The 18,420-nt window shown below is 65.5% G+C and carries 19 protein-coding genes and 1 pseudogene; 10 read left to right on the top strand and 10 right to left on the bottom strand.

From position 1 onward, the window contains the following. The first annotated feature begins 16 nt into the window (after positions 1-16). The 4 genes from E1742_RS12300 to E1742_RS12285 are packed head-to-tail and all read left to right on the top strand — an operon-like array spanning position 17 to position 4,081. Positions 17-1,177, top strand: a complete 1,161-nt coding sequence (locus tag E1742_RS12300; RefSeq protein ID WP_166793469.1) for a type II secretion system F family protein — start codon at positions 17-19, stop codon at positions 1,175-1,177. A gap of 7 nt (positions 1,178-1,184) precedes the next feature. Beyond that, positions 1,185-2,831 (top strand): GspE/PulE family protein, encoded by a 1,647-nt coding sequence (locus tag E1742_RS12295; RefSeq protein ID WP_134385167.1) that lies wholly within the window; start codon positions 1,185-1,187, stop codon positions 2,829-2,831. 33 nt (positions 2,832-2,864) lie between these two features. After that, positions 2,865-3,569 (top strand): hypothetical protein, encoded by a 705-nt coding sequence (locus tag E1742_RS12290; RefSeq protein ID WP_134385165.1) that lies wholly within the window; start codon positions 2,865-2,867, stop codon positions 3,567-3,569. An 8-nt stretch (positions 3,570-3,577) separates the two neighbouring features. Then, complete coding sequence (locus E1742_RS12285) at positions 3,578-4,081, top strand: hypothetical protein (RefSeq protein ID WP_134385163.1); 504 nt, start codon at positions 3,578-3,580, stop codon at positions 4,079-4,081. A gap of 86 nt (positions 4,082-4,167) precedes the next feature. Here E1742_RS12285 and E1742_RS27370 read toward each other — a convergent pair whose 3' ends face one another. Both E1742_RS27370 and E1742_RS12275 read right to left on the bottom strand, forming a co-directional pair. Next, positions 4,168-4,596: a hypothetical protein gene (locus E1742_RS27370; protein ID WP_189568362.1), complete on the bottom strand. Its 429-nt coding sequence runs from the start codon at positions 4,594-4,596 to the stop codon at positions 4,168-4,170. A gap of 208 nt (positions 4,597-4,804) precedes the next feature. Continuing rightward, on the bottom strand, positions 4,805-5,569 hold the full coding sequence (locus tag E1742_RS12275) for a nucleotidyltransferase domain-containing protein (RefSeq protein ID WP_134385161.1): 765 nt from the start codon (positions 5,567-5,569) through the stop codon (positions 4,805-4,807). Between the two features lie 80 nt (positions 5,570-5,649). On the opposite strand from E1742_RS12275, the gene E1742_RS12270 reads away from it, so the two are divergent. The 3 genes from E1742_RS12270 (at position 5,650) to E1742_RS12260 (ending at position 8,903) form a co-directional block, all read left to right on the top strand. Beyond that, positions 5,650-6,261, top strand: coding sequence for a glutathione S-transferase (locus E1742_RS12270; RefSeq protein WP_134385160.1), 612 nt, complete (start codon positions 5,650-5,652; stop codon positions 6,259-6,261). An 838-nt stretch (positions 6,262-7,099) separates the two neighbouring features. Further along, entirely contained in the window at positions 7,100-8,209 is a 1,110-nt protein-coding gene (locus tag E1742_RS12265; protein WP_134385158.1) for a transcriptional regulator, read from the top strand. Positions 8,210-8,366: 157 nt separating this feature from the next. Beyond that, positions 8,367-8,903, top strand: coding sequence for a YggT family protein (locus E1742_RS12260; protein WP_134385156.1), 537 nt, complete (start codon positions 8,367-8,369; stop codon positions 8,901-8,903). A gap of 84 nt (positions 8,904-8,987) precedes the next feature. Here the strand turns inward: E1742_RS12260 and E1742_RS12255 are convergent, their stop codons facing one another. The 8 genes from E1742_RS12255 to E1742_RS12220 form a co-directional block, all read right to left on the bottom strand. Beyond that, positions 8,988-9,926 carry a carbohydrate kinase family protein gene (locus E1742_RS12255; RefSeq protein WP_134385154.1) on the bottom strand — a complete coding sequence of 313 codons (939 nt, stop codon included), beginning with the start codon at positions 9,924-9,926 and terminating at the stop codon, positions 8,988-8,990. A gap of 8 nt (positions 9,927-9,934) precedes the next feature. Then, on the bottom strand, positions 9,935-11,110 hold the full coding sequence (locus E1742_RS12250; protein ID WP_166793468.1) for a DUF3426 domain-containing protein: 1,176 nt from the start codon (positions 11,108-11,110) through the stop codon (positions 9,935-9,937). 16 nt (positions 11,111-11,126) lie between these two features. Further along, complete coding sequence (gene prmA, locus E1742_RS12245) at positions 11,127-12,062, bottom strand: 50S ribosomal protein L11 methyltransferase (protein WP_134385150.1); 936 nt, start codon at positions 12,060-12,062, stop codon at positions 11,127-11,129. After that, on the bottom strand, positions 12,059-13,417 hold the full coding sequence (accC, locus tag E1742_RS12240; RefSeq protein ID WP_134385148.1) for an acetyl-CoA carboxylase biotin carboxylase subunit: 1,359 nt from the start codon (positions 13,415-13,417) through the stop codon (positions 12,059-12,061). The genes prmA and accC overlap by 4 nt, the downstream gene beginning before the upstream one ends. 97 nt (positions 13,418-13,514) lie before the next feature. Further along, positions 13,515-13,982, bottom strand: coding sequence for an acetyl-CoA carboxylase biotin carboxyl carrier protein (accB, locus tag E1742_RS12235; protein ID WP_134385146.1), 468 nt, complete (start codon positions 13,980-13,982; stop codon positions 13,515-13,517). A gap of 86 nt (positions 13,983-14,068) precedes the next feature. Beyond that, positions 14,069-14,506: a type II 3-dehydroquinate dehydratase gene (gene aroQ, locus E1742_RS12230; protein ID WP_134385144.1), complete on the bottom strand. Its 438-nt coding sequence runs from the start codon at positions 14,504-14,506 to the stop codon at positions 14,069-14,071. A gap of 82 nt (positions 14,507-14,588) precedes the next feature. Beyond that, the gene (locus E1742_RS12225; protein WP_134385142.1) at positions 14,589-15,167 is read right to left on the bottom strand and encodes a TlpA family protein disulfide reductase; all 579 of its coding nucleotides are present in this window, start codon (positions 15,165-15,167) and stop codon (positions 14,589-14,591) included. Next, a complete protein-coding gene (locus tag E1742_RS12220; protein ID WP_134385140.1) occupies positions 15,164-15,793 on the bottom strand; it encodes a hypothetical protein in 630 nt (209 codons plus the stop codon). The genes E1742_RS12225 and E1742_RS12220 overlap by 4 nt, the downstream gene beginning before the upstream one ends. Before the next feature lie 122 nt (positions 15,794-15,915). On the opposite strand from E1742_RS12220, the pseudogene mpl reads away from it, so the two are divergent. The 3 genes and pseudogenes from mpl (at position 15,916) to E1742_RS12205 (ending at position 18,418) form a co-directional block, all read left to right on the top strand. Beyond that, positions 15,916-17,246, top strand: a pseudogene (mpl, locus tag E1742_RS12215) (UDP-N-acetylmuramate:L-alanyl-gamma-D-glutamyl-meso-diaminopimelate ligase). A gap of 6 nt (positions 17,247-17,252) precedes the next feature. Next, a complete protein-coding gene (locus E1742_RS12210) occupies positions 17,253-17,831 on the top strand; it encodes a YqiA/YcfP family alpha/beta fold hydrolase (RefSeq protein WP_134385139.1) in 579 nt (192 codons plus the stop codon). Beyond that, a complete protein-coding gene (locus E1742_RS12205; RefSeq protein WP_134385137.1) occupies positions 17,828-18,418 on the top strand; it encodes a chorismate--pyruvate lyase family protein in 591 nt (196 codons plus the stop codon). The genes E1742_RS12210 and E1742_RS12205 overlap by 4 nt, the downstream gene beginning before the upstream one ends. Positions 18,419-18,420 lie beyond the last annotated feature (2 nt).

Raw genomic sequence — 18,420 nt, 5'->3', positions numbered from 1 at the left:
ATTCCGGATAAAACTGTTGACAGCGGCACTCGCGGTAGAGGAGACGCTGGTCGAAGCGGCGACCGAAGACGAGGCGCGGCGCCTGGTCGCCAGTAACGGCGGCCGCGTGATCGGCCTGCGCGCGGTCGGCTCGTGGTCGGGACGTGGGCCGCGCACGGCGTTCAACCTGTCGGTCTTCAACCAGCAGATGCATTCGCTGCTGGAGGCCGGGCAGACGGTCGTCGATGCGGTCGACGTCCTTGCCCGCAATGACCGGCGGCCGCGCAACCGGGCCATTTATGAAGTCCTGCTGCGCGAGCTGAAACAGGGCAACCAGCTGTCGGATGCGATGGCGGCGCTGCCCTCCGTCTTCCCGGCGCTGTACGTGGCGATGGTCCGGTCGTCCGAGACGACCGGCACGGTGCGTGCATCGATCAGCCGTTACATGCAATACCAGCGCCAGGTCGACGAGATTCGCGGCAAGCTGGCCGCGGCGGCCACCTATCCCGCCATCCTGCTCAGTGTGGGCTTCCTGGTGATCGTGTTCCTGATGCTGTACGTGCTGCCGCGCTTCTCGGCCGTGTACGAAGATGCCGGCACGATGCGCAATGGCGACGCCGGTTTCGTGCGGTGGTGGGGCGCCTTCGTGCGCAATAACGAACTGCTGGCATGGGGCGGCATGGCCGCCCTGCTGGCCCTGGCCATTACGCTGGTCGTGCATCCGGCCATCCGCGGCGCCCTTTACCGCCGGATCCTCACGCTGCCATGGATCGGCGAACGTATCCAGGTGCTGCAGCTGGGGCGCCTGTACCGCACCCTGAGCATGCTGCTGACCAGTGGCCTGAGCGTGCTGCCGGCCATGCGCATGACGCGTGCTTCGCTGCCTGCGGCAATGCACGGCGATCTCGATCGGGCCATCCGCAGCGTCAGCGAAGGCATACCGCTGTCGGTGGCCATGAGCGATAACGGCTTGACGACGGAAGTGGCCGTGCGCCTGCTGGTGGCGGGCGAATCGTCCGGCAACCTGGATGAAATGATGGGCCGCACCGCGGATTTCTACGACCAGGAAACCACGATCTGGATCGACACTGCCGGCCGCCTGATCGAGCCGGTCCTGATGCTGGGCATCGGTCTCGTGGTGGGCGGCATCGTGCTGATGTTGTATAGCCCGATCTTCGACCTGGCCAATATTGTTTGAAACGACGATGGATATAACCCTGCAACAGATAGTCGAGGCCAGCGATGCCGCCGGCCCCGCGGCCTGGCTGGCAACGCTGGCCCGGCAACACGGCACCAATGCCGACACCGCGCTGGGCCACGTGGCCGAGGCGCTGGCCTATCCGGTGATGGACGCTGCCCGGCTGGCGGCAATCGAGCCGCTGTTCGAGCGTTTCGATTACACGGCGATGGTGGGCCGCGTGCTGGTCGTAGCCCAGGACGCCGACGGCAGCCTGCTGGCCGTGCTGGGGCAGCCGCTGCGCAGCGGCCTGGGCGCCTGGCTGGCCGACCGCCGCATCACGCAGCTCTACCTTGCCAACCCCGAAGCCGTGCTGGCGAAGCTGGAAATGCACGAGGCGGCGTTCAGCGCGGTGGCGGATGCGGTGGGCGAAGAGATCGTCAGCGAAGCCGAGCGCGATGCCAGCGGCGACCTGACATTCAGTTCGATCCAGGGCGAGACCAGTCCCGCCGTGCGCCTGATCAATTCCACCGTGTTCGACGCGCTGCGCCTCGAGGCAAGCGACATCCACCTGGAATCGCTGCCCCAGGGCCTGCTGATCAAGTTCCGCATCGATGGGGTGCTGAACCGGATCGCCATGGTCAACAACCCCGCGCTGGCGGAGCAGGCGATCGCCCGCATCAAGGTCCTAGCGGAACTCGATATCGGCGAGAAACGGATTCCGCAGGACGGCCGCTTCCGGGTGGCGTCGAAAGGCCGGGATATCGACATCCGTGTGTCGATCATGCCCAGCATCCATGGCGAAGACGCCGTGCTGCGGGTGCTGGACAAGAAGGCACTGATGGACAACGTGCAGCGGCTGACGCTCGATTCGCTCGGCTACGATGCGCGCACGATCACGCTGCTGCGCCGCCTGGCGGCCGAACCGTACGGGATGATGCTGGTGACCGGTCCGACCGGCAGCGGCAAGACGACGACGCTGTACGCGGCATTAACGGAAATCAATCACGGCGAGGACAAGGTGATCACGATCGAGGACCCGGTGGAGTACCAGTTGCCCGGCGTGCTGCAGATTCCCGTCAACGAGAAGAAGGGGCTGACGTTTGCCGTCGGCTTGCGCTCGATCCTGCGGCACGATCCGGACAAGATCCTGGTCGGCGAAATCCGCGATCCGGAAACGGCGCAGATCGCGGTGCAGTCGGCACTGACGGGCCATATGGTGTTTACGTCCGTGCACGCCAACAATACCTTTGACGTGATCGGCCGCTTCATGCACATGGGCGTCGACCCGTATAACTTCGTGTCGTCGCTGACCGGCGTCGTGGCGCAGCGCCTGCTGCGCCAGAACTGCCCGCATTGCAGCGAACCGGTGGACATCGATCCCGTACTGCTGGCCGAATCGGGCATCCACGACCCGCACAACTTTGCCTTCAAGGCGGGCCGCGGCTGCGCCCAGTGCCGCAACACGGGCTACCGTGGCCGGCGCGCGATTGCCGAGGTATTGCGTTTGACGGATGAGATCCGCGAGATGATCGTCGCGCGGGCATCGATCCGCAGCCTGAAGGAGCAGGCACGGGTCCAAGGGACGCGCTTCCTGCGCGATGTCGCGCTGGACCTGGTACGCGAAGGCCACACTACATTACAGGAGGTGAACCGTGTTACGTTTGTGGCGTAGCCGGCTGCGCGGCGGGCTGTTTCCCGGCGCCGCATGGGTGCAGGCGCGGGGGGGCAGCTGCTCCTGCCGGCCATGCCGGATGAAGGCGGCGACCAGCTTGGCCCGCTGGTCGATGCGCTGGCGCTGGAATGTGCCCGCGCGGGCGGCGCCGGCACGAGCGTCGAGCTGCTGGTGTCCGACGCGCTGGCGCGCAGCGTCGCGCTACCGTGGCAGGACCAGTTGCTGAGCCCTGAACAATTGCCGCTGTATGCGCAGGCCTGCTTCGAACGTGCCGGCGTGGAGGTGGACGACGGCTGGGCGGTACATTGCGGCTTCCGGCATTTTGGCCGGCCGGGCCTGGCGGTCGCCATCCCAAAGGCATGGCTGGGGGACGCCGCCAGCCGCATGGCCGCGCATGGGCTGCGCCTGAACCGGGTGACGCCCGTCACCGCCGCCGCGTACTGGCGCCAGCCGACCGGCATCCGGCGCACCGTCGGCCTGCTGCTGCTTGCCGAGCCGGGTCGCCTCACCGCGCTGCGCAGCGTTGGCGGTAAATTTGAGGCGCTGGAGGTGGAGCCGGCCGGCGGCGATCCCGTCGTCCCCTTGCGGCGGCTGCTGCGCCGCAGCGGCACGGGCGCGCCACCCGCAACCGTACAGATATGGCAGTCGCAAGCCGGCATGGTTGATTCCGCGCTGGTGGCGCAGCATTTTGCCGCCGCCCGCATCCGCACCCTTGCCACTGACGCATGGAGCCGCTGATGGAGGCGATGAACCGATTGCTCGCACCACGCCGGCGCCATGGTGCGTTACCCTGGCTGGTGGCCGTCCTGCTGGCCGGCGCCGCCACGCAGCTTGCCGTCGACGCGTGGACCAGCCACCAGGCTGCGCAGCGTGAGGCCGCCACCCTCGGGCGCTTGCGCCAGGCGCTGTACAAGCCGGCGCCGCCGGCGCCGTCGCGCGAAGAGAAGGAGCGGGCGAAGCGCTGGGCAACGCTGCGCTCGGAACGCGAGTTCCGCTGGTATCCCGTCTTCCAGGCGCTGGAGCGCACCGGCAGCACGGAGATCGAGCTGCTCGAGTTTGCGCCCGACAAGGGCAATCGCAGCTTCGTGCTGCGCGGCGAGGCACGCGATATCGACGCATTGCTCGATTACGTCGGCAAGGTCGCCGCGCAACCGGCGTTTGCGGATGTCTATCTGGCCCACCAGAAGCTGATGAAGCGCGACGCGCTCGAAACGCAGGCGTTTGAGATCCGTGGCCGCGTGAGGCAGTGAGGCGCCGGCCGCGCGCCATGCGGCCGGCTTGCATACTATATATAGAGGATACGCGGCCTGACGCGAACCGCTTGCGCGCCGCCGCGCTATTGCGCCCAGACCACGACCAGCCCCCGCTGCGCCGTCACCGCGGTCCCCGCGCGCAACTTGAACACGCTGATGCCGCTCTCCAGCATCGCGGCCTGATCCTGCATCGACTGGGCCGCCGCCGCAGCCTGTTCGACCAGCGCCGCGTTCTGCTGGGTAGTGTTGTCCATCGCCGTGATGGCCCGGTTGATCTGCTCGATGCCGCTCGACTGCTCCTTGCCCGCCACCGTGATCTCGCCGATGATGCCGCTGAAGTTGCTGACGTTGCTGACGTTGCCGCCGCTGCCGAGCGGTGCGCCCGACGCATGATGGATGGTGTGGGTACTCTGGCCGACATCCGACACCAGCCGGGTCAGGCCGTCGCCGATGCCGTTGATGGCCTTCATCAGGCGGCCCATTTCATCATCGCGGTCGGCCGGCAGCGCCACCGTCAGGTCGCCGCCTCCACACCATCACGGCCGACAGCAGGGCCGTCACGGCCAGCAGCAGAATGAAGCTCGTCTTCCGATTCAGGTTCTTACGTGGCATATGAGGATACCTTTCGTTGCAAAAACAGGATCGTGACTTACATATCGCCAGCCGAGTCTACGCCGATTTAACAAATTGCCGCCGACGGTTGACCGCAAACGGGCGCTTTCAGGCGACCGCCGGCGCAGTCGTCGCGGCGCTGCGCCATGCGGCCGGCGCATCCAGCCTAAATCCCTCCAGCAGCAACCCGCCATGCGGCGCCAGCACCTCGTGCACGGCGCGGCCGAACGCGAGCTTTGCGGCTGCCGGTTGCGTCAGCACCGTCCCCATCGCGTCCGTCAGCGTCGCTGCCAGTGCGGGTGAGGTGGCACGCAGCCGTCGCGCCAGATGCCGTCCACCGCCCGACCAGGCACCGGCGGCGCGCAGCGCGAAGTCGGCCAGTTCCAGGTACAGGGCGGCGGCGATGGCCAGCGTTTCGTCCGGCGCCGTGCTGTCCGTCACGTCCTCCAGCAGGGTCGTGATGGCGTAACGCCGGCGCGCCAGCGTCTCTGGCGTCAGCGCCGGCGGGCCGGCCGCGTGCAGCGCCTCGGCATGCTGGCGCAGCCAGCGCAGCAGAGGGCGTTCCGGCAGGATGCTGACGCCATCCATGACCATCGCCGCCAGCGGCATGCGCCCGCTTGGCCCATCGATCTCGCGGCAGAAGTAGTCGAAGGTGGCGGCGTCGTGGCCGAACAGTTCGACTGTCTGGCCCTCCACCTTGAGCGTGTCGCGCCAGGCCTGGTCGACGTGGTCGAACAGCAGCAGCAGGTCGATGTCGGAAGTGGGCGTCGTCTCGCCGCGTGCGGTCGAGCCGCCGATGATGGCCACGCGCGCGTCCGGCCAGCGTGGCAGCAGTTGCGCGCGCACGAGTGCTGCCGCGATGCCGATGTCCATGGTCTCTCCTTTCTTTTCGATCTCATCAGTGTAGCGCGCTACACTGGCTGTCCAACATCCATTTACCTGAAAGGACCAACATGAAACTGATCGGCATGCTCGACTCGCCTTATGTTCGCCGCACGGCGATCTGCCTGAAGCTGATGGGCATCGGCTTCGAACACGCGCCGCTGTCCGTGTTCCGCACCTTCGACGAATTCGCCCGTATCAATCCCGTCGTCAAGGCACCCACGCTCGTGCTGGACGACGGCCAGGTGCTGATGGACTCCACCCTGATCATCGATTATGCCGCCGGGTTGCCGGGAGCGCTGCGCCAGCCCTGGCCGGCCGATGGCGCGGCGCGCGCGCATGCGTACGTGCTGACCGGGCTGGCGCTGGCCGCATCCGAAAAGGCCGTGCAGCTTGTGTACGAGGACCTGCTGCGGCCGGAGGACAAGCGTCACGGCCCGTGGGTCGCGCGCGTGACGGGGCAGCTGTCCGCGGCGCTTGCCGCGCTGGAGGCACAGCTGGCAGCGGCGCCGCTGTCCGACGACGTCGACACCTGGGGTGTGGCGGAGGTGACGCTCGCGGTCGTGTGGCAGTTCATCCCGGCCATGCTGAAAACTGTCGATGCCGGGAACTACACGCGGCTCAACGCACTCTCCGCCATCGCTGAACAGCACCCGCTGTTCGTGGCGTTGCCTGGCGCTTGAAGTGCGAGCGTGAACGTCACGTTGAACGCGCGGCGCCTGGCGCTTGCGTGCGCTGGTGCGTCGCTGTCGCTTAATCGGCACTGCATCGCGCAAACAGCGGTGCGCCACGCCGCACCGGTCGCACCCGGCATGCACCGGTTCGCTGGTGCTTCGCATAGCGCCTTTAGGTAAAGGCGCTATGCGAAGCGGGGCGAGGCGCGAACACGGCATTGGGGCCACGCGCGGCGCGTGACGGCGCTCGGCATTGACGATGCAATGTGCGCCACCTCGCGCACCGACGCAAAAAAAGACTGCGAAAAGCATGCGTTCCCGTTGCGCATCAATAAGGTTTTCGTGTACTTTACGAACTTGAAAACGAGTAGTTATGCAAGCGCTCTTTTTTTGAGTGTGTTGTTGACGCAAACCGCAAAGAAAAACAGGACAAAAAGTTCGCACAGATATGCACACCAAGCACGCCGTGATCTGTAAGCCGCCTCGCCTGAATTGAGTCAGGCCGGGCGGTTTTTTCTTTGAACGGAGCACGCGACGTGCCGCGATGTCTGGTCCACAAACTGTGGTTGGAGCTGAAGGCGCGCCCACCCAGGGAGACACGTAGAACAAGAATTTTTGATGAAGCCGCCAACCCATGGACATGTGGCCATGCGCGGCGGTGGAGTCGAATGGCTGAAGTGCTGCAGTCGTGAGGAGCTGCAGCAGTTCAGCCGGGTGCCGAATTCATTAGCGCAAACATCGACATGTTTGCGCCGATGAATAATTCGCTCGGACCTCCGCCTGAGGGTGGGGGCCGGACGGGTTTCAATCATGTGCGTATTTTCATCCCGGATGAAGGAGAATTATTATGGCTACCGCCGCTAAGAAGACCGAAGTGAAAAAGCCAGCCGCCAAGGCTGCTGCTCCTGCCAAGAAGGGCACGACCGCCAAGTCGTCCGCCAAGACCGCCGCCGCCAAACCGGCAGGTGCTGCGAAGAAGACCACGGCCGCCGCCAAGCCGGCTGCTGCGAAGAAGACCACGGCAGCTGCAAAGCCGGCTGCTGCGAAGAAGACCACGGCAGCTGCAAAGCCGGCGGCCAAGAAAGCGACGGCAGCTGCCAAGCCGGCAGCGAAGAAGTCCGCAACCGCCGCCAAGCCGGTAGCGAAAAAGACCGCAGCCAAGACCCCCACCAAGGCCGCCGCCAAGCCGGCAGCGAAGAAGACCGCGACCAAAGCCGCCGCCAAGCCGGCAGCCAAGGCAGCGACCAAGCCGGCAGCCAAGAAGTCGGCCGCCGCCAAGCCGGTAGCGAAGAAAGCGGCTGCGAAGCCAGCCGCTAAACCGGCCGCCAAGAAGGCCGCTGCAAAACCGGCTGCCAAAGCCGCCGTCAAGCCAGCCGCGAAGAAAGCCGCTGCCAAGCCTGCTGCCAAGGCCGCCAAGCCGGCAGCGAAATCGGCTGCGAAGCCTGCCGCCAAGCCTGCCGCCAAGCCAGCCGCTAAGCCTGCCGCTAAAGCTGCTGCCAAGCCAGCCGCTAAAGGCGCTGCCAAGCCTGCCGCCAAGCCAGCTGCTAAAGCCGCTGCCAAGCCAGCCGCTAAAGGCGCTGCCAAGCCTGCCGCCAAGCCAGCTGCTAAAGCCGCTGCCAAGCCGGCTGCAAAGCCAGCCGCTAAGGCCGCTGCCAAGCCGGCCGCGAAGCCGGCTGCAAAGCCTGCCGCCAAGCCTGCCGCCAAACCGGCCGCGAAACCGGCCGCCAAGAAGGCAGCGTCCACCGACGCCAAGCCTGCCGCCAAGTCCGGCAACGCTGCGGACGCCGCACCAGCCGCACCGGCGCCAGCGGCGAAGAAGGCAGCTCCTGCCAAGAAGAGCACGGCCGCCAAGCCAGCCGCCGCACCGGCAGCCGCCGCTTCGTCCGCGCCAGCCGCGAAGACCGTGCCGGCACCTGCTGCCGCATGGCCGTTCCCGACCAGCACCCGTCCTGCCTGAGACGCTTGCCTGGCTGGACACTGACTGTGCCGCACCGTGCGGCCCGTCAGGTCACGCCTGGCCACCGTCTTTTGCAAACGGCCTGATGTGCGTAAAAACCGCTGTGTGAGACAATCGCACAGCGGTTTTTTTACGCAAGCCTCAAGCTTATTGGAGAATGCCCGTGCTTCTTAGTATTGTGATGCTGATCGTCGATACCGTCGCCGTCCTGCTGGGCAGCGTCCTGCTGCTGCGGTTCTGGATGCAGGCGACGCGCGTACGTCCGCCATCGTCGGTGGCGCAGTTTACGTTCCAGCTGTCGGACTGGCTGGTGAAACCCATGCGCCGCATCGTGCCCGGCGTGGGTGGTTATGACTGGGCCAGCCTGCTGGGTGCCTTTCTGATCGTGCTGCTGGCGTCGTCGCTGCTGCTGATCGGCGGGGTGCCGGTGGAGACGGTGCTGAAGGTGGCGCTGCTGCGCTTCCTGCGCTGGATCCTGTACGGCTTCATGATCCTGCTGGTCGTCGAGGCGATCTTCAGCTGGGTCAACCCGCATGCGCCGCTGGCGCCGTTCGTGCGGGCGCTGAACGAGCCGCTGCTGCGGCCGATCCGGCGCGTCGTGCCGCTGGTGGGGAATCTGGATCTGTCGCTGCTGGTGGCGCTGGTGCTGCTGCAGATTGCGCAGCTGGTGCTGGGGATGGCGTTTTCAGGATAAGAACAGGGGTCAGGTCCGACATCGGGACACGGATCCGGCGCTGGCCGGGCCGTTTGTCCGGATGCCGGACCTGACCCGCAATTGTCAGTACTTGTAGCCGAAGGCCTGCTCGAAGCGGTCGGCGATTTCTTCCTTCGTCAGCACGTGGTTCTGGGCACCCTTGTGGGCGATCTTGATCGCGCCCAGCAGGCTGGCCAGGCGGCCCGTCGTTTCCCAACCCAGGTCGTGCGTCAGGCCGTACAGCAGGCCGGCGCGGTAGGCGTCGCCACAGCCCGTCGGGTCCAGCACGGCGTCGGCCTGCACGGCCGGGATGTCGATGCTGGTACCTTTCGTGTAGATCTCCGAACCCTTCTCTCCGCGCGTGACGATCAGCGCTTCCAGGCGATTCGCGATATCGGCCAGGGACAGGCCCGTGCGGTCGACCAGCAGCTCGATCTCGTAGTCGTTGCAGGTGACGTAGGTAGCCTTGTCGATAAAGGCGATCAGCTGCTCGGGCGTGAACATCGGCATCTGCTGGCCCGGATCGAAGATGAACGGAATGTTCAGGCGCGCCAGGTCGTCGGCGTGCTTGAGCATGCCCAGATGGCCGTCCGGCGAGATGATCGCCAGGCGCGCCGGACCGGCGTCCTCGATATTGTTCTCGTGCGCGAACGACATCGCGCCCGGGTGGAACGCGTTGATCTGGTTATTGTCCGAGTCGGCCGTGACGAAACACTGCGCGTTGTAGGCGTCCTTCTTGATCAGGATGTTCTGCGTCGAAATGCCCAGCTTCTGCAGGCGTTCCAGGTAGGCGGCGCAGTCCTGGCCCATGACGCCGACGATGCGCGGATCGCCGCCCAGCAGCTTCAGGTTATAGGCGATATTGCCGGAGCAGCCGCCGAATTCCGTGCGCATGGTCGGCACGAGGAACGACACGTTGACCTTGTGCAGCTGGTCGGCCAGCAGCGTGTCGCCGAAGCGTCCTTCATATTGCATGATGACGTCGATGGCAAGCGAGCCACAGATCAGGGATGTCTGGTTCATGATGAGTCTCAGGGGTAGAAGATGGCGATGTGGTAGCCCGATGCCTTGAGCCGGTTCAGTTGAAAATACAGTTTCACGGGCTGCTCGCTGCGCGGCCGGAATCCCTGGCGCAGGTCCGCCGGATTGCCCAGGTAGTCGCGCGGCGCGAAGACGCGGCGCAGCACGGGCTTGTCGGCTGCGTCGTTCAGCACCAGCTCGATATGCGGCCACGCCTGCGCCGTGCGCGAGCCGTTCCGAAGCACGGTGGCAAAGCTGAAGGTATTGTCGGACAGCGTCTGCAGCTCGCCCTGTTCGATCGCCAGCGTGTCGATCTGCATCGGCAGCTCGACTTTGCACAGAAACGGTGCGCACAGCGCCGACAGGGCCGGCGCCAGTGCCGGATAGCGGGCCGCCAGCGGATTGCGGAACGTCGTCCCGATCTGCAGCAGCAGCAGAAGCACCAGCAGCGGCGTGCCCCAGCGCATGACGACGCGCGCATTGCGGCCCAGGTGCTCGCGGCGGTTGGCCTGGCGGATGAATTCCGGTTCGTCGCCTTCGTGGGCCTCGTCCGCCCTGGCGACGGCGCCGCTGCCGGCCGCCAGGGACGCGCTTTCCGGCGCGCCCGTCAGCAGGTCCGCCGCTGCCGCGTCGTCGGCGGCGCGCACGGCGCTGTCGTCGGCGATGTCGGCAGTCTCGTCGCGGGCCAATGGTTCAGGTGCGGGTGGCGTGTCGTCGAAGCTGTGCACGTCGTCCAGCGCGACGGCCACGATGTGCTCGGAGGGGAGGTCGAAATCGCTGTCCTCGTGCCGCGCCGGCGCGGCGGGCGCTTTATCCGGCACAGGGTTCGGCGCCGCGGGTTCGGACGGCGGCGCATCGGTGGCAAGATGCTCCGGCTCCGGCTCCGGCTCCGGCTCCCGCTGCACTGCCAGCGCGGGCTGCGCAACGGGTGCAGGCTCGACAGGATCGAAGTTGGCCGCAGCTACCGGCGCCGGCTCGATGTCGAGCTCCAGATCCAGCGGCGTACCGGGAGAACCACCGGAGGAATGCAAAGGCAGCGGCGGCAGCGCCGGCTCCACGAGCGCGGCGTTGCCGTCGAAGATTTCATTGCAGGCGCCGCAGCGCACGATGCCACCACGCAGTTTCAGCTGGTCGTGGGCGACCCGGAAAACCGTATGACAGTGGGGGCATTGGGTGGCGAGCGCCATGCGCGTCGGCTGAACCTTAACGCGCCGGCAGGGCGGTGGCGCTGCCCAGGCGGCCGTGCAGGGCGACCCAGCCTTCGTGCTCGGCCCAGACGGAGAGCTTGATGAACGGCGCATACGCCGCCGCCACTTCCTCGGCCTGGCGGGCCAGCACGCCGGACAGCACCAGCGCGCCGCCGTCGGCCACGCGGCCGGACAGCATCGGCGCCATCAGCTTCAACGGCGACGACAGGATGTTGGCCACGACGATGTCGAAGCGGGCATCCGCGTGGGCCGACTGCGCGAAGTCTTCCGGCACGAAGAACTCGATATCCTCGACCTTGTTGCGCGCGGCGTTGTCGCGCGCCGATTCGATCGCCTGCGGATCGATGTCGACACCGGCGACCTTGGTGGCGCCCAGCTTGCGGGCCACCATGGCGAGAATGCCGGAACCGCAGCCGTAATCGAGCACGGATTGCTGCGGTGCCGGATGGGCTTCCAGCCACTCCATGCACAGCTTCGTGGTGGGATGGCTGCCCGTGCCGAAGGCGAGACCCGGGTCCAGCTCCAGAATCAGCGCATTCGCATCGGGCGCTTCGTGCCAGCTCGGCACGACCCAGATGTTCCTGCCGATGTGGATCGGTTCGAACTGCGACTGCGTCAGGCGCACCCAGTCCTCGTCGTCCACCTTGCGGGTGGTGAAGGCGGGGGCGGCGGCCAGGCCGATGGCGGCTGCCGCCTCGACCACGATGGCTGCCTGGTCGGCGTCGACATCGGTCAGCGCCACGACGCGGCTGTGTTCCCACGCCGCTTCCTTCGGCTCCATGCCCGGCTCGCCGAACAGGGGTTTTTCCTGCTCGGTGCCTTCGTCCGCATCCTCGACGGAGACGGACAGCGCGCCCGCCTCGATCAGTGCGTCGGACAGAGCCTCCGCGTTGTCGCGGGCGACTTCGATGACGATTTCAGTCCAGCTCATGAACCTGCCTTGGGCATTTCCGCCAGTCGTTGTTCCAGATAGTGAATGTTGGTGCCGCCTTCGATGAAGCGGGCATCGACCATCAGTTCGCGGTGCAGCGGAATGTTGGTCTGGATGCCCTCGACCACCATTTCCGACAGGGCGATCTGCATGCGGCGGATCGCCTGTTCGCGCGTGGCGCCATAGGTAATCAGCTTGCCGATCATCGAGTCGTAGTGCGGCGGTACATAGTAACCCGCATACGAATGGGAGTCCACGCGCACGCCCGGACCGCCCGGTGTATGCCACGACGTGATGCGTCCAGGGGAGGGCGTGAACTTGAACGGATCCTCGGCATTGATGCGGCATTCGATCGCGTGACCGGACAGCATCACGTCGCGCTGGCGGAAGCGCAGCTTCTCGCCGCAGGCGATGCGGATCTGCTCCTGCACGATGTCGATCCCCGTGATCATTTCCGTGACCGGGTGTTCGACCTGCACGCGGGTATTCATCTCGATGAAGTAGAACTCGCCGTTCTCGTACAGGAACTCGAACGTGCCGGCGCCGCGGTAGCCGATCTTGCGGCACGCTTCGGCGCAGCGGTCGCCGATCTTTTCGATCAGCTTGCGCGGGATGCCCGGTGCCGGCGCTTCCTCGATGACCTTCTGGTGGCGGCGCTGCATCGAGCAGTCGCGTTCACCCAGCCAGACGGCGTTGCGGTGTTCGTCGGCGAGGATCTGGATTTCCACGTGGCGTGGGTTCTCCAGGTACTTCTCCATGTAGACCTCGGGGTTGCCGAAGGCGGAGCCGGCTTCCGTCTTCGTCATCGTGACGGCATTGAGCAGCGCCGCTTCCGTGTGCACGACACGCATGCCACGGCCGCCGCCGCCGCCGGCCGCCTTGATGATGACGGGGTAGCCCACCTTGCGGGCGATCTGCACGATGGCTTTCGGATCGTCCGGCAGCGCGCCGTCGGAACCGGGCACGCAAGGCACGCCGGCCTTGATCATCGCCTGCTTGGCCGAGACCTTGTCGCCCATCAGGCGGATCGAGTCGGAGCGCGGGCCGATGAAGACGAAGCCGGATTTCTCCACGCGTTCGGCGAAGTCCGCGTTCTCGGACAGGAAGCCATAGCCCGGGTGGATCGCTTCGGCGTCGGTGACTTCGGCGGCGCTGATGATCGCCGGCATGTTCAGATAGCTCAGCGACGACTGCGCGGGGCCGATGCAGACGGATTCGTCGGCCAGCTTGACGTACTTCGCGTCCTTGTCCGCTTCGGAGTGGACGACCACCGTCTTGATGCCCATCTCGCGGCAGGCGCGCTGGATACGCAGCGCGATTTCACCGCGGTTGGCAATGAGGATTTTTTCAAACATGGCTAGTTCTATCTTTGCGAACACCCGGACGAGCCGGGTGTTCTTTGTAGATGAGGAGGTGCTGACCGGTGCGGCTGCTGGCAGCCGCGTCCAGGTCTCAGCCGATCACGAACAGAGGCTGGCCGAACTCGACCGGCTGGCCGTTCTCGACCAGAATCTGGGTGACGGTGCCGGACTTGTCGGCATCGATTTCATTGAGCAGCTTCATCGCTTCGATGATGCACAGCGTGTCGCCTTCCTTGACCGTGCTGCCCACTTCGATGAACGGGGCACTGCCCGGAGCGGAGGAACGGTAGAACGTGCCGACCATTGGCGACTTGACGATATGGCCGGTCGGCTCGGCAGCCACCGGAGCGGCCGCGGGCGCGGCAACCGGCGCGGCGCTCGGCGCAGCCGGTGCGAACTGGGCCGGAGCTCCGTGCGACGGCATCATGACGACCTGGTTTTGCGGCATGGCGGAGGACTTGACGATGCGTACCTTGCTCTCGCCCTCGGTCACTTCGAGTTCTGCAATATCCGATTCGGCAACCAAGTCAATCAACGTCTTGAGCTTGCGTAGATCCATCTGAGACTCCGTTTAATCTTGTTTTGTAAAAGTATGCGTTGCGACCTTGTGGGTCAGAACGTGAAAATGCGTGCAGATCGCGTAGATTAACTGCTTTTTAGAGCAAAGTCGATGGCAAGGCGGTATCCCTCGATGCCGAGGCCGCAGATCGTGCCGGTTGCGATCGCACTGAGATAGGAATGGTGGCGGAACGCTTCGCGCTGATAAATATTCGAAATATGGACTTCCACGAACGGGATGGCCACCCCGGCCAGCGCGTCGCGCAGCGCGACACTGGTATGGGTATAGCCGCCCGGATTGATGACGATGTAATCCACGCCTTCGCCACGCGCGGCGTGAATGCGGTCGATCAGTGCGCCTTCGTGGTTGCTCTGGAAGAAAACCAGCTGTGCACCTGCCGTGCTTGCCTGCTCTTGTGCGGCCCGTTCAACATCGGCCAGTGTCGTGGCACCGTAGATGTGTGGCTCGCGCGTCCCCAGCAGATTCAGATTGGGGCCGTTCAGCAGCAGCAAGTGTTTTGCCATGTTCCTGACCATAGTCCGCGAAAGTTCCGCATTTTGCCGTCAAGCGCGACCATTGGCAAGAAAAAAGAACATGCCAACCTGCTCACAATGTGCCCAGATCCTGCGCCAGCTTGTCGAAATTGAGCCGTCCCAGATAGCCTTTTTTGACTGTGCCGTCGGCGCCGATCAGCACGGTAAATGGCAGGCCGCCCTGAGTGTTCCCAAGCGTGCGCGACAGTTCTGTGCCGTTCGTGCCGCCCACCAGCAGCGGGAAGCCGAGCTTGAATTTCCGGTTGAATTCGGCGATGTTGGCTGGCGTATCGATGCCGATGCCGATCACCTGCAGGTCTTTGTATTTTCCGTCCGTCTGCAGGCGCGACAGCTCCGGCATTTCCTGTACACATGGGGCGCACCAGGGGGCCCAGAAGTTCACCAGCAGCGGCTTGCCGCGCCACTGGGCCAGCGCCTGCTGCGTGCCTTGATCGTCGGGCATGGTTTGCGCAAACAGGTTGGCAACCGGACCGGCCGGCTCGCTGGCGAGAGGCGCGGCCCCGCCGCCACCGGGTGCGGGCTTGAAGGTCATCGGCTCCGGCGCCGGTTTCAGCTTGCCGCCGACAAGGAAGCCGGACGCGGCAAACAGCACGGCGACGATGCCGTACGCAAACAGATGCTTTTTATTCATTGTTCAGAAGAGGTATCGGATATTAATAGAGCGCGCAGTTCGGCGATGTCGACCCGGGCGGGCCGGTCGCCGCTGCGCTGTTTTTTGGCGCCGCGCAGGTCGTGATGCTCATACAGTTCCACGTGCACGCCTTCCTGCCGATACAGGAAGCTCACCGTCTCGACGGGATCGTGGCGGGCGCCCTTGAAATGGTCGCTTTCGCTGATCTCGATATCGACGTTTTTATTGAGCAGGTAGATCTGCACTTCCTTGGCGCTGTCGGCAAAGAGCTGCAGGCGGATGTCGTCGTGTTCGCCTGCGGTGCCGTTCAGCACCGCGCCCGTCAGGAACGGGTTGAAGTCGGCCAGCAGCTCCATGACCTCCAGCGCCACCGTGCGCAGGTGCCGCAGCCGCGCCGGCTGCGTGTCCGCGTTGAACAGCGCGTGGTACTGCCGGACCTCTTCGTCGATCTGCACGTCGTCAGGCAGCAGGTCGCGTTTTGCATTGGCCTGCTCGCCCAGCAGCTGAAAGGCGGCCTTGCGTTTCGCGGTGGCGTAGTCGGCGCCGTCCTGCGCGACCATGCGCGCCGCCAGCGTGGCGATGCGGGCCCGCAGCTGCACAATGTCATCGTATTGGTTTGCCATCATAGCCGTGATCATACGCTGAACCGGGAAAAGCCCGCGCGTCGGGTAAAATCCCGTTCCTGTATTTATTCATATCGACCGCGACCATCATGCATATCCATATACTCGGCATTTGCGGCACCTTCATGGGTGGCCTGGCCGTGCTGGCAAAGGAAGCCGGCCACAAGGTGACGGGCTGCGACGCCAACGTTTATCCGCCGATGAGTACCCAGCTGGAAGCCCAGGGGATCGAACTGATCCAGGGCTTCGACAAGGACCAGGTCAACCTGAACCCGGATCTGTACGTGATCGGCAACGTGGTCGCCCGCGGCAATGCGCTGGTGGAGGAAATCCTGAACCGCAGCCTGCCCTATGTCTCGGGGCCGCAGTGGATCGGCGAACATATCCTGCGCCATAAATGGGTGCTGGCGGTCGCGGGGACGCATGGCAAGACGACGACGTCGGCCATGCTGGCATGGATTCTGGAGGATGCGGGCTATGCGCCAGGCTTCCTGATCGGCGGCGTGCCGATGAACTTCGGCGTGTCGGCGCGGCTGACCGGCCCGGGCGCCGATTCCGAATTCTTCGTCATCGAGGCGGACGAATACGATACGGCCTTCTTCGACAAGCGCAGCAAGTTCGTGCACTACCACGCGAAGACGGCGATCCTGAACAACCTGGAATACGATCACGCGGACATCTTCCCCGACCTGGCCGCCATCGAAACGCAATTCCATCACCTGGTGCGCACCGTGCCCGGCATCGGCCGCGTCATCGTCAATGGCGACGAGGAGTCGCTGCAGCGCGTGATCCGGCGCGGCTGCTGGAGCGAGAAGGAGACCTTCGGCGGCGCCGGCGGCAACTGGACGATGAAGGAACATCCGGACGGCAGCTTCGACGTACTGTTCAACGGCCAGTTCGAAGGGACCGTCGACTGGAAGCTGACGGGCAAGCATAACCGCAACAACGCGCTGGCCGCTATCGCAGCCGCGCGCAACGTGGGCGTGCCGATCGCCCAGGCGGCCAAGGCGCTGGCGAAGTTCGAAAGCGTCAAGCGGCGCATGGAAGTGCGTGGCGTGGTCAAGGGAGTGACCGTCTACGACGATTTCGCCCACCACCCGACCGCGATCGCCACCACCGTGGGCGGCCTGCGCCAGAAGCTGGGACCGGACACGCGCATCCTGGCCGTGCTGGAACCGCGTTCGAACACGATGAAGCTGGGCGCCATGAAGGACGCGCTGCCGGGCAGCCTGACGGATGCGGACCTGGTGTTCGGCTTCGGCAGCGAGAAGTCGCTGGGCTGGAGCCTGGCGTCGGCCTTGGCGCCGATGGGCGCGACCGCCTCGGCGTACGAAGACCTGGACCTGATGGTTAAAGCCATCGTGGGACAGGCACGGCCCGGGGACCACGTCGTCGTCATGAGCAATGGCGGCTTCGGGGCGTGCACCAGAAACTGCTGGACGCACTGGCGCGCTGATCTGCCATGATCCTCTATTTACACGGGTTCCGCTCGTCGCCCCGGTCGATGAAGGGGCGGCTGCTGGCCGAGCGCATGGCGGCGCTGGGCCGCGCGGACGAGTACGTCGCGCCGCAATTGCCGGCGTCGCCCAGGCTGGCGATGGCGCAGGCATTCGCGCTGGTGGCCGGTGTGCGGGCGGACGACCTGTGCATCGTCGGCTCGTCGCTGGGCGGCTACTACGCCACGTGGATGGCCGAACGGCTGGGCTGCCGCGCCGTGCTGCTCAATCCCGCCGTCACGCCGCTCCTCGATCTGGAGAAATACGTGGGCGTGACGACGATGTATCACAGCGACGAGCCGTTTGAATTCCGGCGCGAATACATCGACGAGCTGCGCGCCTTTGCCGTGCCGACCATCACGCGGCCGGAGCGCTACTTCCTGCTGGCTGCCACCGGCGACGAAGTGCTGGATTACCGCACGATGGTGGCGCACTATGCGGGCGCGCGCCAGCACGTCATCGACGGCAGCGACCATGGCATCGGCGAGTTTGCGCAGTACGTGGACGAGGTGCTGGCGTTCGGCCACGTGCACGGCGCCGCATGAGGGAACGCTCGCTGCGCCAGGCGAACTGGATGGGCCACGTCCTGGCCGTCAACGCGCCGCACGCGCTGCGCCACTGGCTGACGGGCGGCGGCTCGCTGACGGCAAAACTCAAACAGCACAGCGCAACCTTCCGCGTGCAGGTGCTGCACCAGCACGTCGCCACCTGCCTCGCGGACGAGACGCGCGCCATCGGCCTGCATCGCCCGGGGCGGGTGTGGGAAAGGGAAGTGCTGCTGCGGTGTGATAATACGCCCGTCGTCTATGCCCACACCGTCGTACCGATGAGCGCCGACGCCACCGACTGGCCGCTGTTCTCCGCACTGGGCGAACGCTCGCTGGGAACCACGCTGTTCGGCGATCCGCGCGTGCGGCGCGGCGCCCTGGAATATGCGCGGCTGCGCGACACGCATCCGCTGGCGCTGCGTGCGCGGTCGGCGCTGAAGGAACATGGCGCGGCCGCGGCCGAAGAACAATTGCTGTATGCACGGCGCTGCCTGTACCGGCGCCGCCAGGGCACGCTGCTGGTGACGGAGGTCTTCCTGCCGTCCGTCACGCGGCTGGTCCCACGAACATGGAATACGAGATGAAC

The sequence above is a fragment of the Pseudoduganella plicata genome (assembly GCF_004421005.1).
Classification (GTDB): Bacteria; Pseudomonadota; Gammaproteobacteria; order Burkholderiales; family Burkholderiaceae_D; genus Rugamonas; species Rugamonas plicata.
Note: the sequence above shows the minus strand (reverse complement) of the source record. Positions and strands in the feature narration are given on the sequence as shown.